Annotated in this window: 12 protein-coding genes and 1 pseudogene; 8 read left to right on the top strand and 5 right to left on the bottom strand. The window is 67.0% G+C overall.

Annotated features, from left to right (window positions below):
- Positions 1-52 precede the first annotated feature (52 nt).
- Positions 53-394 (bottom strand): helix-turn-helix domain-containing protein, encoded by a 342-nt coding sequence (locus tag AP428_RS37770; RefSeq protein ID WP_078040647.1) that lies wholly within the window; start codon positions 392-394, stop codon positions 53-55.
- 441 nt (positions 395-835) lie between these two features.
- Here AP428_RS37770 and AP428_RS00165 point away from each other — a divergent pair, with 441 nt between their 5' ends.
- From AP428_RS00165 to AP428_RS00135, 7 genes and pseudogenes are all read left to right on the top strand, one after another.
- Positions 836-2,128, top strand: coding sequence for an HlyC/CorC family transporter (locus AP428_RS00165; protein WP_027812945.1), 1,293 nt, complete (start codon positions 836-838; stop codon positions 2,126-2,128).
- Between the two features lie 83 nt (positions 2,129-2,211).
- Positions 2,212-3,484: pseudogene (locus AP428_RS00160) on the top strand (GspE/PulE family protein).
- 2 nt (positions 3,485-3,486) lie between these two features.
- The gene (locus tag AP428_RS00155) at positions 3,487-4,692 is read left to right on the top strand and encodes a type II secretion system F family protein (protein WP_054927337.1); all 1,206 of its coding nucleotides are present in this window, start codon (positions 3,487-3,489) and stop codon (positions 4,690-4,692) included.
- A gap of 44 nt (positions 4,693-4,736) precedes the next feature.
- Complete coding sequence (locus AP428_RS00150) at positions 4,737-5,648, top strand: A24 family peptidase (protein ID WP_054927336.1); 912 nt, start codon at positions 4,737-4,739, stop codon at positions 5,646-5,648.
- Position 5,649: 1 nt separating this feature from the next.
- Positions 5,650-6,258 carry a dephospho-CoA kinase gene (gene coaE, locus AP428_RS00145; RefSeq protein WP_054927335.1) on the top strand — a complete coding sequence of 203 codons (609 nt, stop codon included), beginning with the start codon at positions 5,650-5,652 and terminating at the stop codon, positions 6,256-6,258.
- A 109-nt stretch (positions 6,259-6,367) separates the two neighbouring features.
- Positions 6,368-7,123 (top strand): cell division protein ZapD, encoded by a 756-nt coding sequence (gene zapD / locus AP428_RS00140; RefSeq protein WP_012327858.1) that lies wholly within the window; start codon positions 6,368-6,370, stop codon positions 7,121-7,123.
- A 28-nt stretch (positions 7,124-7,151) separates the two neighbouring features.
- Positions 7,152-7,352 (top strand): DNA gyrase inhibitor YacG, encoded by a 201-nt coding sequence (locus AP428_RS00135; protein ID WP_054927334.1) that lies wholly within the window; start codon positions 7,152-7,154, stop codon positions 7,350-7,352.
- Between the two features lie 60 nt (positions 7,353-7,412).
- On the opposite strand, the gene AP428_RS00130 is transcribed toward AP428_RS00135, so the two are convergent.
- The 4 genes from AP428_RS00130 to secA all read right to left on the bottom strand — a co-directional run bounded on the left by AP428_RS00130 (position 7,413) and on the right by secA (position 12,926).
- Positions 7,413-7,856, bottom strand: a complete 444-nt coding sequence (locus AP428_RS00130) for an NUDIX domain-containing protein (RefSeq protein ID WP_054927333.1) — start codon at positions 7,854-7,856, stop codon at positions 7,413-7,415.
- A complete protein-coding gene (locus AP428_RS00125; RefSeq protein ID WP_012327857.1) occupies positions 7,853-8,722 on the bottom strand; it encodes an ATP-binding protein in 870 nt (289 codons plus the stop codon). Before AP428_RS00125 ends, AP428_RS00130 begins: the two co-directional genes overlap by 4 nt.
- 19 nt (positions 8,723-8,741) lie before the next feature.
- Positions 8,742-9,983: a bifunctional glutamate N-acetyltransferase/amino-acid acetyltransferase ArgJ gene (gene argJ, locus AP428_RS00120; protein ID WP_054927332.1), complete on the bottom strand. Its 1,242-nt coding sequence runs from the start codon at positions 9,981-9,983 to the stop codon at positions 8,742-8,744.
- A 144-nt stretch (positions 9,984-10,127) separates the two neighbouring features.
- Positions 10,128-12,926, bottom strand: coding sequence for a preprotein translocase subunit SecA (secA, locus tag AP428_RS00115; RefSeq protein WP_011694136.1), 2,799 nt, complete (start codon positions 12,924-12,926; stop codon positions 10,128-10,130).
- A 256-nt stretch (positions 12,927-13,182) separates the two neighbouring features.
- Here secA and AP428_RS00110 point away from each other — a divergent pair, with 256 nt between their 5' ends.
- Entirely contained in the window at positions 13,183-13,659 is a 477-nt protein-coding gene (locus tag AP428_RS00110) for a DUF721 domain-containing protein (RefSeq protein WP_027809364.1), read from the top strand.
- Positions 13,660-13,687 lie beyond the last annotated feature (28 nt).

Raw genomic sequence — 13,687 nt, 5'->3', positions numbered from 1 at the left:
AGTCCGACCGTGGAGTCAGCCTCCCTCGCGCATTCACCGGGTGGCCCCCTCGTCAAGGCGTTGTCCGCAGCCTCGCCAGTTTCTTGTTCGTACTTGCTCGCAGACTGGTCGCGACCGATTCGGACCGACTAGGGACCTGTTTTTGAGACGTCGGCGTCGGGGCGAGCGCGGAGGGGGATGTAACCACCTCCTCTTCGGCACCTGGCTCGAGCAACCGCCGTGACAGCCAACCGAAAAACACATCGGGGTGCCAGTAAACGCGATTACCCAGCTTCACCGGCGCCGGTAAGGTACCGTCGTTTATCCAGTTTTCCACGGACCGGACTGAAATGCCCAGGACGTCGGCAACTGCCTGCTTCGTAAGAGGTGTAAAGGATTCGTGATGAGAGGGCATGGCAGTACGCACCGAAGTCAAGGTTCGGCCGTATAGAACCGCCTGCCGGGCATGGCCCGAACTATTTCGCGAAATCGACGACCACCCGCGCCCGATGCTCACTACGCGCGGCGAAATCAGTGGCAAATCAGTGGCAAATCAGCCAACCTCGCCACTGCGCGCAGGTGCGCGAAACGGAGCGAAGCCAAGCGCAAGCCATTGATTTATAATGCAGTGACCGCAATCCGGAGCACCGTATCAGGCGGGGAAATCGCGTTCGGGACGTAGAGGCCGGAGGTTCGAATCCTCTCACCCCGACCAGATTTAAAAAAACCGTGCACCGTGTGCACGGTTTTTTTTCGTCCGGCCGCCGCGAACCCCTTGTATCGTGCGCGACACATCGCGGTCGCCGGCCTCTGCTATATTTCCCCCATCCCTGTCCTTCACTGCCCTTTCCAACGCGTGGACCAAATTCCCTTATGGGCGCAAATCGGCGCCGTCTTCCTGCTTCTCCTCTGTTCCAGCTTCTTTTCCATTTCCGAGACCGCGATGATGGCGCTCAATCGCCATCGGCTGAAGCATCTCGCCGGTCAGGGCGCACTCGGCGCGAAAACCACGCAGGGGCTGCTCACGCGCACTGACTTGCTGCTGAGCGTGATCCTGATCGGCAACAACCTGTTCAACACGATCATCCCGGTCCTCACGACGTCGCTCGCGCTCCATACGTTCGGCCGCAACAACCTCGCGCTGTCGATCGCGACCGGCGTCGTCGCGTTCCTGATCATCGTGTTCGCTGAAATCGCGCCGAAGATCGTCGGCGCGACGTTCCCCGAACGCATCGCGCTGCCGGCGAGCCTCGTGATCGCCCCGCTGATGCGCGTGTTCAAGCCGGTCGTCTGGTTCGTCAATGCGCTCGCGAACGGCGTGCTGTGGGTGCTGCGCATCAACACGAAGAAGGGCCGCGACCAGCGGATGTCGGCCGACGAGCTACGGGCCATCGTGCTCGAATCGAGCAGTTTCATGCCGACCAAGCACCGCAGCATCCTGCTCAACCTGTTCGACCTCGAGAACATCACGGTCGACGACGTGATGGTGCCGCGCCGCCAGATCGAGTCGCTCAACTTCTACGCGCCGCTCGACGACATCCTGCATCAACTCGAAACCTGCTACCACAACCGCCTGGTCGTCTACGAAGGCGACATCGACAAGGTGCTCGGCGTGCTGCACGTGCGCAAGACGCTCACCGGGCTACACAACCAGGATTTCGACCGCGAGACGCTGCGCGCGCTGCTCGCCGAACCGTATTACGTGCCGTCCGGCACGCCGGTGGTCCAGCAGCTCCAGTTCTTCCAGGAAACCCGGCAGCGCACCGCGCTCGTCGTCAACGAGTACGGCGAACTCGAAGGGCTCGTCACGCCCGAGGACATCATCGAGGAGCTGATCGGCGAATTCACGACGTCGATGCCGCGCAGCGAACGCGCGGGCGGCTGGGACGAGAACGGCGAATGCATCGTCTCGGCCAGCATGCCGCTGCGCGAACTGAACCGCTGGCTGCACCTGAAGCTGCCGACCGACGGGCCGAAGACGCTGAACGGACTGGTTCTCGAGATCCTCGAGGAAATTCCGGAAGACGACGTGTGCCTGAAAATCGGCGACGTGATGCTCGAAGTGATGCGCAGCGACGATCAGGCGGTGCGCACCGTCAAGCTCTTCAAGCCGCGGGGCACGCGTACCGGACGCACCGCCACGCGCTAACCGAACGGCCGACTGCCGGTGCCGGCCGCGACGCGCGATCATCTGCGCATCACGGTCAACAGGCGGCCCGCGTGCCGGCTCACATGCATTTCCCTTCCCCCGGGGCGCCGCTGAACACGCAGTCGCCGCCCGCGCATTCCGACGCGCCAGCCGCCGCGCCCCATGCACTCGATGCGGCGCAGCTCGACGATGCCCCCGCCGTACGCCTGCTGACGGACACACTGCATGCGGCGCGTGTGCGCGACGCGTCGGACATCCACGTCGAGCCGTTCGAGGCCGGCTGGCGCATCCGTCTGCGCATCGACGGCGTGCTGCATGAACATGCGCGCCCGCCGCTGCACCTGCGCGATGCGCTCGTCACGCGAATCAAGGTGCTCTCGCGCATGGACATCGCCGAGCGGCGGCTTCCGCAGGACGGCCGGCTGCGCATCGCAATCGACGGCGGCACGCGCGGCGACTACCGCGTCAGCTCGCTGCCCACGCTGTTCGGCGAAAAGCTCGTGCTGCGGCGGCTCGAAACGCTGCCGCCCGATCTCACGCTTGCCAACCTCGGCTTCGACGCGCGGCAAGCCGCCGCGATGGAGGCTGCGATTCGCGCGCCGCATGGCCTCGTGCTCGTCACCGGCCCAACCGGCAGCGGCAAGACGCTGTCGCTCTACTGCGCGCTGCAGATGCTCGATCGCGACGCGCACAACGTCTGCACGGTCGAGGATCCCGCCGAGATCCAGCTCGACGGGATCAACCAGGTCGGGGTCGCCGACAAAGCAGGGCTCACGTTCGCGACGGCGCTGCGCGCGCTGTTGCGGCAGGACCCGGACGTCATCATGGTCGGCGAGATTCGCGATGCGGAGACGGCCGATGTCGCGATCAAGGCCGCAGACGGGCCATCTCGTGCTGTCGACGCTGCACACGAACGACGCGCCGGCCGCCGTCGCACGGCTGCTCGACATCGGCGTCGCGCCATACAACCTCGCGGCCGCACTGCACCTCGTCACCGCGCAGCGTCTCGTCCGGCGCCTGTGCGTCGCGTGCCGCGTGCATTCGGACGCATCGGCGCACGCGCTGCGGGAAGCCGGCTGCGACCCGGCGGCGCTGGCAGCCGGATGGCGGCCGTTCGTCGCGCGCGGCTGTTCCGCCTGTCACGGCATCGGCTATCGCGGCCGCATCGGCCTGCATCAGACGATGCCGGTATCGCCCGGGCTGGCCGAGCGCATCGTCGCGCGGGCGAGCGTCGGCGAGCTCGCGCAATGCGTGGCGGCCGAGGGCGTGCGCACGCTGCGCGACGCGGCATTCGCGCGCGTCCTGGACGGCACGACGAGCATCGCGGAAGCCGTCGCCGCCACCCCCGCGGTGTGAGCATGCGCACGCCACCGCGCGAAACCCGCTTTGCATGGCGCGGCCGCCATCGCAACGGCTCGCCCCGCCGCGGGACCATCATCGCCTTCGACGCCGCGGCCGCACGCGCCACGCTCGCGCGCGACGGCATCGCGGTACTGTCGCTCGACCTTCGCGGGCCGGCCCGTCCGCCTGCGGCGGCCGCGCGTGACATCACACGCTTCACGCGCCAGCTCGCGAGCCTGCTGCAGGCCGGCCTGCCGCTCGCGCCGTCGCTCGAGATGCTCGCGCGCACCCGCACGCGCGACGGCGTACCGCGCATCGCCGCGGGGCTTGCCCGCGAGATCGTCGGCGGCCGGCGCTTCGCCGATGCGCTCGCACGCTATCCATCGCAATTCGGCACGCTGTATCGCCAGTTGATCGAGGTCGGCGAGGCGTCCGGTTCGCTCGGCATCGTGCTGACGCGGATTGCGGAACACCGCGAGCGCGCCGATGCGCAATGGCGCAAGCTGCGTGCCGCACTCGCGTATCCGGCCGCCGTCATCCTGTTCGCACTCGCGATTTCCGCAGCATTGATGGTGTGGGTCGTGCCGACCTTCCGGCAGATCTTCGACGGCTTCGGCGCCGCCCTGCCCGCGCCGACCCGCGCACTGCTCGCGCTGTCCTCCGCGCTGTCGGCATGGGGCGGCATGCTCCTGGCCGGTGCGGCCACGACGGGGCTCGCCGCGCAGCACGCACTTCGGCGCTCGGCCGCGCTACGCCATGCGCTCGCACGCCGCCTGCTGCGCGCGCCGCTCGCGGGCAGCGCGCTGGAACGGTTCGCGGCCGCACGCTGGTGCCGCTCGCTGGCGACCCTGCTCGGCGCCGGCGTGCCGCTCGCCGATGCGTTCGCCACGCTCGAGCGCACCGCCGGCCATCCGGTGTTCGCGCACGCCACCGCGCACATCGCCGCACGCGTGTTGCGCGGCGTGCGTCTGGCCGATGCGATGCATTCGGCCGGCTGCTTTCCGGACGACGTCGTGCAACCGATCGCCGTCGCCGAGGAAACCGGTGCGCTCGACACGATGCTCGCCGACATCGCCGCATTGTGCGAACGCCAGCTCGACGCGCGTCTCGATACGCTCGCGGCACTGGGCGAACCGTTGATCGTGATCGTCCTGGGCGCGCTCGTCGGCGGCCTCGTGATCGCGATGTACCTGCCGATCCTTCAGCTCGGCAACGTGGTGTAGCATCGCAACCGATTCTGTCGCCTTTTAGTCCAACCTCGAGCCTCATGACGCCAGCGCCCCTGTCCGCCGTTTCCGATTCGCCCGAGAGCACGCTGCTCGCGCTGGCGATGCTGCCGCCCGCGCTGCAGTATGCGTTCGCGGTCGTCATCGGCCTTTGCATCGGCAGTTTCCTGAACGTGGTCGTGCACCGGTTGCCCGTGATGATGCAGCGCGCGTGGCAGGCCGAGATCGCCGAAGCGACCGGCGCCGCGGGCGCCCCGCCCGACGACGGTTATCCGCCGCGCTACGATCTGTGGCGCCCGCGCAGCGCCTGCCCGCACTGCGGCCATGTGTTGCGCGCCTGGGAAAATATTCCGCTCCTTAGCTACCTGATGCTGCGCGGACGCTGCCGGCGCTGCGGCCATGCAATCGGCATCCGCTATCCGCTCGTCGAACTCGCGTGCGCACTGCTCGCGGCCGGCTCGCTCGCGGCGTTCGGCCCGACCGTCGCCGCGTTCGCCGCGTTCGCGCTGTGCGCGGCGCTGCTCGCGATGAGCGCAATCGATATCCGGACCGGCTACCTGCCCGACTCGATGACGCTGCCATTGCTGTGGGCCGGGCTCGTGCTGAACCTCGGCGGCACTTTCACGTCGCTGCGCTCGGCCGTGATCGGCGCGATGGCCGGCTACCTGTTCCTGTGGTCGATCTACTGGCTGTTCAAATGGCTGCGCGGCATCGAGGGCATCGGTTTCGGCGACCTGAAGCTGCTTGCCGCGCTCGGCGCCTGGATGGGCTGGGCCGCACTGCCGCAGGTCGTGCTGTTCGCGGCGGTGACCGGCGCGGTCGTCGGGCTCGTCGCGACCTGGCGCGGCCGCATGCGCTTCGAGGAGCCGATTCCGTTCGGCCCGTTCCTCGCGGCCGGCGGCGTCGCCACGCTGTTTTTCGGCACCCCTTTCTATGCGGCGCTCGGAGGCTGACATGTTTTCAGTAGGACTCACGGGCGGCATCGGCAGCGGCAAGACGACCGTTGCCGACCTGTTCGGCGCCCGTGGCGCATCGCTCGTCGATACCGACCTGATTGCCCACCGCATCACCGCGCCGGGCGGTCTCGCGATGCCGGCGATCGAGCAGGCCTTCGGTCGCGGCTTCGTGGCCGCCGACGGCTCGCTCGATCGTGCAAAAATGCGCACGCTGATCTTCAGCGACGACGACGCGCGCCGGCGCCTCGAAGCGATCACGCATCCGCTGATCCGCGCGGAGACCGATCGCGAGGCGCGCGAAGCACGGGGCCCGTACGTGATGTTCGTCGTGCCGTTGCTCGTCGAGTCGGGCACCTGGAAGGCGCGCAGCAATCGTGTGCTCGTCGTCGACTGCCCGGTCGAAACGCAGATCGCGCGCGTGATGCGACGCAACGGTTTCACGCGCGAACAGGTCGAAGCGATCATCGCGCGCCAGGCGACGCGCGAAGCGCGCCTCGCTGCGGCCGACGACGTGATCGTCAACGACGCGGTCACGCCCGACGCTCTTGCCGCCCAGGTCGATGCACTGCACCAACGCTATGTCGGATTCGCGGCCGCCGCGCACTGAGCCTCGCACGCAATCGTGATGGTGTACGAAATTGGCGCGTTGCTAGGGTAGAGAGGGGGCATTAGAATGTCCTTCATTGTTTCAATCCCTACCCAAGAGGCGAGCGCGCTTGATTCTTTACGAGTATCCGTTCAACGAGCGAATTCGCACGCTGTTGCGTCTCGAAGATCTGTTCGAGCGCTTCGCGTTCTTTTTGGCTCAGGAGGACCCGCGTGAGCACCACGTCGCGCTGACGACGCTGTTCGAGATCGCCGAGGTAACGGGCCGCGCGGACCTGAAATCGGATCTGATGAAGGAGCTCGAACGTCAACGCCAGACGCTCGCCCCCTTTCGCGGCAATCCGGGCATCGAGCAGAACGCGCTCGAGGCCGTGCTCGGCGAAATCGAGCAGACGCTCGCGAATCTCGCGCAGATGCAGGGCAAGACCGGCCAGCACCTCGTCGACAACGAATGGCTCGCCAGCATCCGCAGCCGCGCGGTGATTCCGGGCGGCACGTGCAAGTTCGACCTGCCGTCATACTACGCGTGGCAGCAATGGCCCGCCGAGCAGCGGCGCCAGGACATCGCGAAGTGGATTCTGCCGATGCTGCCGTTGCGCGACGCCGCGGCGATCGTACTGCGGCTCGCGCGCGAATCGGGTCAGGCGTCGAAGGTCATGGCGATGCAGGGCAGCTACCAGCAGATGCTGTCCGGGCGCAGCTACCAGTTGATGCAGGTGCGGGTGCCGCCGGAGTTGCGCGTGATTCCCGAGGCGAGCGCCAACAAATACATGTTGTGGGTACGGTTCACCATGCAGGACGGCGACGTGCGGCCGCGTGCGGTGGACATCGACGTACCGTTCCATCTGACCCTGTGTAATCTGTAACGGCCGCGTGCCGGTTCAACGCTTTCGTATGACTACCGTTGTGAAATGTCCGTCGTGCGGCGCAGAAGTGCGCTGGACGCCTGAAAACAAGTTCCGTCCCTTCTGTTCGGCCCGCTGCAAGCAGCTCGACCTTGGCGCCTGGGCCGCGGAAAAGTATCGGATCGGCGGCGCCTCCGACGAGGGTCCGTCGTCGGAAGAGGACGGCACGGACAACCACCGCGACAGCTGAGCGGCGCGCGGTGCCGCCGCCCACTGATATGGCCCGCGTTTCAGGCGGGCCGCCACGGCGTCATTGCGACGCCGCTTCCTTCTCGAGCAGTTCGAGCACCGGCAGCGCCGCCGGCAACAGCGGCGCGACCTCGACCGGCAGTTGCTGCCATACGAACGCCTGCCCTTCCTTGCTGTGCGGCTCGCCGGTCCAGCCCGTCACCTTGCAGAAATAGAGCCGCACGTACGCGTGCGGATAATCGTGCTCGAGCGTGTGCCACCGATGGCTGGCCGTGACTTCGATGCCGAGTTCTTCGTGCAGCTCGCGCGCCAGCGCGTCCTCGACGCTTTCGCCGGTCTCCAGCTTGCCGCCCGGAAACTCCCAGTAACCTTCGTACGGCTTGCCCTGCAGGCGTTGCGCGAGCAGATAGCGCCCGTCCGGCTGCACCATCACGCCGACCGCGACTTCCGTCACCTTGCGGCCGTCCGGCGCCCGCACGGCGCCCTGTGCCAGATCCGCGCTCATGCCTGCTCCTTGCGACCCGACCAGTCACGCGCGAACTGCCACGCGACGCGGCCCGAGCGTGAACCACGCTCGAGCGCCCATACGAGCGCGTCGCCGCGTGCCGTCTCGATCTCCGTATCCGGGCAGCCGAAGTGACGCAGCCAGTGCGCGACGATGTCGAGGTAGTCGTCCTGCTTGAACGGATAGAAGCTGACCCACAGCCCGAAGCGCTCCGACAGCGAGATCTTCTCCTCGACGACTTCGCCAGGGTGAATCTCGCCGTCCGGCAGATGCTTGTACGACTCGTTGTCGCTCATGTACTCGGGCAGCAGATGGCGGCGGTTCGACGTCGCGTAGATCAGCACGTTGTCCGACTGCGCGGCGATCGACCCGTCGAGCGCGACCTTCAGCGCCTTGTAGCCCGATTCGCCGTCCTCGAACGACAGGTCGTCGCAAAACACGATGAACCGCTCCGGACGCTGCGAGATCAGGTCGACGATGTCGCCGAGATCGTGCAGGTCGTCCTTGTCGACTTCGATCAGACGCAGTCCGTCGTTCGCGTACGCATTCAGGCACGCCTTGATCAGCGACGACTTGCCGGTACCGCGCGCGCCCGTCAGCAGCACGTTGTTGGCCGGCTTGCGCTGTACGAACTGCCGCGTGTTCTGGTCGATCAGTGCTTTCTGGCGATCGATGTTGTGCAAGTCGCCGAGCGTGATCGACGACACGGCCGGTACCGGCTGCAGGTAACCGCGCCCCTGGCGCTTGCGCCAGCGGAACGCGTGCGCCGCGTTCCAGTCGATGGCCGCCGGTGCGGGCGGCAGCATCCCTTCGAGACGGCCGAGCAGCGCTTCCGCGCGCGTCAGAAACTGTTCAAGCTTGTCCATGTCGTTCGAGCGCTCCCGATCAGGAGCGGTAATCCGCGTTGATGCTCACGTAATCGTGCGACAGGTCGCACGTCCAGACGGTGGCCTGCGCGTCGCCACGGCCAAGCAGCACGCGGATCGTGATCTCGCTCTGCTTCATCACGCGCTGGCCGTCCTCTTCCTGGTAAGCCGGGTTGCGGCCGCCCGCCTTCGCGACGAGCACATCGTCCAGATAGAGGTCGATCTTGCCGACGTCGAGATCCGCGACGCCCGCATAGCCGATCGCCGCGAGAATCCGGCCCAGGTTGGGGTCGGATGCGTAGAAGGCCGTCTTCACGAGCGGCGAATGGCCGATCGCGTACGCGATCTGGCGGCATTCGGCGACGCTCTTGCCGCCTTCGACCTGCACCGTCATGAACTTCGTCGCGCCTTCGCCGTCGCGCACGATCAGTTGCGACAGCACCTGCGCGACTTCCGTCACCGCGTCGCGCAGCGCCGCATAGGCCGGCGAATCGGTCGACGTGATCGCCGGCAGCGTGCTCTTGCCCGATGCGATCAGGATGAACGAGTCGTTCGTCGACGTGTCGCCGTCGATCGTGATGCAGTTGAACGAGCGGTCGGCGACTTCCTTGACGAGCGTGTCGAGCACCGGCTGCGCGACGTTCGCATCGAACGCGAGGAAGCCGAGCATCGTCGCCATGTTCGGCTTGATCATGCCCGCGCCCTTGCTGATGCCCGTCAGCGTGACCGTGTGGCCGTCGATCGTCACCTGGCGCGACGTCGCCTTCGGCAGCGTGTCGGTCGTCATGATCGCCTGCGCGGCGTCGAACCAGTTCGCGGCGTTGCGGTTCGCGAGCGCGGCCGGCAAGCCGGCCTTCAGACGATCGATCGGCAGCGGCTCGAGGATCACGCCGGTCGAGAACGGCAGCACCTGCGCCGGCCCGATGCCCGCGAGACGCGCGAGTTCCGTACACGTTTCACGGGCGTTCACGAGGCCCGGCTCGCCGGTGCCCGCGTTCGCATTGCCCGTATTCACGACCAGCGCACGGATGCCCGCGCCGCCCGCACGCACCTTCGCCAGGTGCTCGCGGCAGACGGTGACCGGCGCCGCGCAGAAACGGTTTTCGGTGAACACGCCCGCGACCGTCGCGCCTTCGTCGACGGAGATGACCAGCACGTCCTTGCGATTCGGCTTGCGGATGTTCGCTTCCGCCCAGCCGAGCGTGACGCCGGCGACGGGATGCAGTTGGGCGGGATCGATCGACGGAAAATTGACAGCCATGGGGCACACCTGCCGGATGGAAAATGCCGGCACGCGCCGGCATCGATTGGAAGAACCGGCGGCCGCACGCGCGGGCCGCCACAACTCACATCACTGACTCGAAGCTGCGAACGACGCGGCACGCGTGACGCGCGCCGCCGCCGATCATGACAGCTTCCCGTGACATTGCTTGTACTTCTTGCCGCTGCCGCACGGGCACGGGTCGTTGCGGCCGACCTTCGGCATTTCGCCGCCGGGGCCGCTGTGCGTCATCGCGCTGCCGACCATGTCGGCCGTCGCCGTGGCCGCCGCGGCTGCGGTGACGTTCGCGACCGGCGCGCCGGCGTCCGCGTAGTCGGCGTGCTGGTATTCGACGTTCTCGAGATGACCGCCGCGCTCCTCGATCTGCTCGGCCGCCTCTTCCAGCTGCTCCGGCGACTGGATCTGCACGTTCATCACGATGCGCGTGACTTCCTGCTTGATCGCGTCGAGCATCGCGGCGAACAGCTCGAACGCCTCGCGCTTGTACTCCTGCTTCGGGTTCTTCTGCGCATAGCCGCGCAGGTGGATGCCCTGGCGCAGGTGGTCGAGTGCCGCCAGGTGCTCGCGCCACAGGCGGTCGACCGTCTGCAGCATCACCGAGCGCTCGAATGCGCTGAACGATTCGCGGCCGACCATCGCGACCTTCGCCTCGTACTGCTCGTCGGCGGCCGTCATCACTGCGTCGAGGATCTCCTCGGCGGTGATCGACGACGACTCGTTCACCATTTCCTGGATCGCGAGGTCGAGCTGCCAGTCGTTGCGCAGCGCTTCCTCGAGCTCGGGCACGTCCCACTGCTCTTCGATGCTGCCTTCCGGCACGAACTGGCGGACGACTTCGGTGATCACGCCGTGACGCATCGCGGTGATCGTCTCGGTGATGTCGTGCGCCTCGAGCAGCTCGTTGCGCTGCTGGTAGATCACCTTGCGCTGGTCGTTCGACACGTCGTCGTATTCGAGCAGCTGCTTGCGGATGTCGAAGTTGCGCGCTTCGACCTTGCGCTGCGCCGATTCGATCGATCGCGTGACGATGCCCGCCTCGATCGCCTCGCCTTCCGGCATCTTCAGGCGATCCATGATCGAGCGCACGCGGTCGCCCGCGAAGATGCGCAGCAGCGGGTCGTCGAGCGACAGGTAGAAGCGCGACGAGCCCGGATCGCCCTGGCGGCCTGCACGGCCGCGCAGCTGGTTGTCGATCCGGCGCGATTCGTGGCGCTCGGTGCCGATGATGTGCAGGCCGCCCGCAGCCTTGACTTCCTCGTGCAGCGTTTCCCACTCGTCGTGCAGCTTCTGGATGCGACGGGCCTTTTCGTCGGCCGGAATCGCATCGTCGGCCTCGATGAACGCCGCCTGCTTCTCCGCGTTGCCGCCGAGCACGATGTCGGTACCGCGGCCGGCCATGTTGGTCGCGATCGTGATGCGCTTCGGACGGCCGGCTTCCGCGACGATCGCCGCTTCACGCTCGTGCTGCTTCGCGTTCAGCACTTCGTGCGGCAGCCCGGCCTGCTTCAGCAGGTGCGACAGCAGTTCGGAGTTCTCGATCGACGTCGTGCCGACCAGCACCGGCTGGCCACGCTCGTAGCAGTCGCGGATGTCGCGGATCACCGCGTCGTAGCGCTCCTTGGCTGTCTTGTAGATCTGGTCCTGCTTGTCGATCCGCTTCGGCGGGCGGTTGGTCGGGATCACGACCGTCTCGAGACCGTAGATCTCGTTGAATTCGTACGCCTCGGTGTCCGCGGTACCGGTCATGCCGGCCAGCTTCGCGTACATCCGGAAGTAGTTCTGGAACGTGATCGACGCGAGCGTCTGGTTCTCGCTCTGGATCTTCACGTGCTCCTTCGCCTCGACCGCCTGGTGCAGGCCGTCAGACCAGCGGCGGCCGGCCATCAGGCGGCCCGTGAATTCGTCGACGATGACCACTTCGCCATTCTGCACGACGTAGTGCTGATCCTTGTGGAACAGCGTGTGGGCGCGCAGCGCCGCGTACACGTGGTGCATCAGCGTGATGTTCTGCGGCGCATACAGGCTTTCGCCCTCTCCGATCAGGCCCCATTCAGCGAGCAGACGCTCAGCCTTCTCGTGGCCCGATTCCGTCAGGAACACCTGGCGCGCCTTCTCGTCGAGCGTGTAGTCGCCCGGCTTCTCGACGCCCGTGCCGTCGGCCTTCTCTTCGCCGATCTGGCGCTCTAGCAGCGGCGGCAGTGCGTTCATCCGCACGTACAGCTCGGTGTGGTCCTCGGCCTGGCCCGAAATGATCAGCGGCGTACGCGCTTCGTCGATCAGGATCGAGTCCACTTCGTCGACGACCGCGAAGTTCAGGGCCCGCTGCACGCGCGCGTCGGTCTCGTAGACCATGTTGTCGCGCAGGTAGTCGAAGCCGAATTCGTTGTTCGTGCCGTACGTGATGTCCGCCGCGTAGGCCTGCTGCTTCTGGTCGTGCTCCATGCCGGACAGGTTGATGCCGACCGACAGACCGAGGAAGTTGTAGAGGCGCGCCATCCATTCGGCGTCGCGCTGCGCGAGGTAATCGTTGACGGTCACGACGTGCACGCCGCGGCCGGCCAGTGCATTCAGGTACACGGGCAGCGTCGCGACGAGCGTCTTGCCTTCGCCGGTGCGCATTTCCGCGATCTTGCCGTAGTGGAGCACCATGCCGCCGATCATCTGCACGTCGAAGTGCCGCATCTTCAGCACGCGACGGCTCGCTTCGCGACAGACCGCGAAGGCCTCGGGCAGCAGCTTGTCGAGCGACTCGCCGGCCGCGACCCGCTGGCGGAATTCGTCCGTCTTGCCGCGCAACTGGTCGTCCGTCAGCTTCTCGATCTGCGTTTCGAGCGCATTGATCGTCGCGACGGTCTTTTGGTATTGCTTGACGAGCCGCTGGTTGCGGCTGCCAAAAATTTTCTGGAGAAAACCGGTTGTCATCGGATCGGATCCTGCGTCGCAGCACCGGCGCCCGGCGCGTGTTGCGCGCCCCGGCGCCCGAGCCTCGGCGGCTTAGCGAATTAGTGGACTCAAACGTCGAATTTTAGCACGCGGGGACGCGTGCGCCTGCGTCCCGGCCGGACGGGCATCGCGCGCCGGGGCCGGGCGGGCGGAGCCGAAAGCCGCCCGTGCACAGGTCGGCGCGGGTACAATCGGCTGCAACGTCCGCGCGCGCGCGCGCTCGAAGAAAGCCTCGATGAACCGATTTTCCAAGCGTTTCGGCCCGCTCGCCGCCTATCGCCCGCAACCCGTGTCCGAAGTGCTCGGCCGTACCGACGCTTTCGCGGCGCTGCGCGCGGGCGTCGAGCAGATCGCGTCGCTGCAGCGCGACCTGGGCGCATGCCTGCCCGACTATCTGGCAAGTCACGTCGAACCGGGCTTCATCAAGGACGGCACCCTGACCCTCTTTGCCGCGCACAATGCGCTGGCAGCACGGCTGCGACAGGTCGAAGTGCGGCTGCTCGGCGACCTCCAGAAGCGCGGCTGGCCCGTGACGACGCTGCGCGTGCGCGTGCGGCCGAAGGACGCGCCGGAGCCGCCGCACGTGAAGCAGGCGCGGATGACCTCGGCCGGCGCCGCCGCACTGCGTGACCTCGCCGACCACCTCGAACCGTCGCCGCTGCAGGCCGCGCTCGCGCGAATGGCGGCCCGGCACGGCGCGAAGCCGCGTTGACCGCACCGGTCATCGGCGGCCGCCAGCC

The sequence above is a fragment of the Burkholderia sp. E168m22 genome (assembly GCF_001319805.1).
GTDB lineage: Bacteria > Pseudomonadota > Gammaproteobacteria > Burkholderiales > Burkholderiaceae > Burkholderia > Burkholderia orbicola.
Note: the sequence above shows the minus strand (reverse complement) of the source record. Positions and strands in the feature narration are given on the sequence as shown.

Excerpts from the sequence above, each read along its gene's own strand:
- AP428_RS00130 (WP_054927333.1), bottom strand. The coding sequence starts at position 7,856 with ATGAGCGCGGATCTGGCACAGGGCGCCGTGCGGGCGCCGGACGGCCGC.
- AP428_RS00125 (WP_012327857.1), bottom strand. The coding sequence starts at position 8,722 with ATGGACAAGCTTGAACAGTTTCTGACGCGCGCGGAAGCGCTGCTCGGC.
- AP428_RS00110 (WP_027809364.1), top strand. The coding sequence starts at position 13,183 with ATGAACCGATTTTCCAAGCGTTTCGGCCCGCTCGCCGCCTATCGCCCG.
- AP428_RS00150 (WP_054927336.1), top strand. The coding sequence starts at position 4,737 with ATGACGCCAGCGCCCCTGTCCGCCGTTTCCGATTCGCCCGAGAGCACG.
- argJ (WP_054927332.1), bottom strand. The coding sequence starts at position 9,983 with ATGGCTGTCAATTTTCCGTCGATCGATCCCGCCCAACTGCATCCCGTC.
- AP428_RS00135 (WP_054927334.1), top strand. The coding sequence starts at position 7,152 with ATGACTACCGTTGTGAAATGTCCGTCGTGCGGCGCAGAAGTGCGCTGG.
- secA (WP_011694136.1), bottom strand. The coding sequence starts at position 12,926 with ATGACAACCGGTTTTCTCCAGAAAATTTTTGGCAGCCGCAACCAGCGG.
- coaE (WP_054927335.1), top strand. The coding sequence starts at position 5,650 with ATGTTTTCAGTAGGACTCACGGGCGGCATCGGCAGCGGCAAGACGACC.
- AP428_RS37770 (WP_078040647.1), bottom strand. The coding sequence starts at position 394 with ATGCCCTCTCATCACGAATCCTTTACACCTCTTACGAAGCAGGCAGTT.
- AP428_RS00155 (WP_054927337.1), top strand. The coding sequence starts at position 3,487 with ATGCGCACGCCACCGCGCGAAACCCGCTTTGCATGGCGCGGCCGCCAT.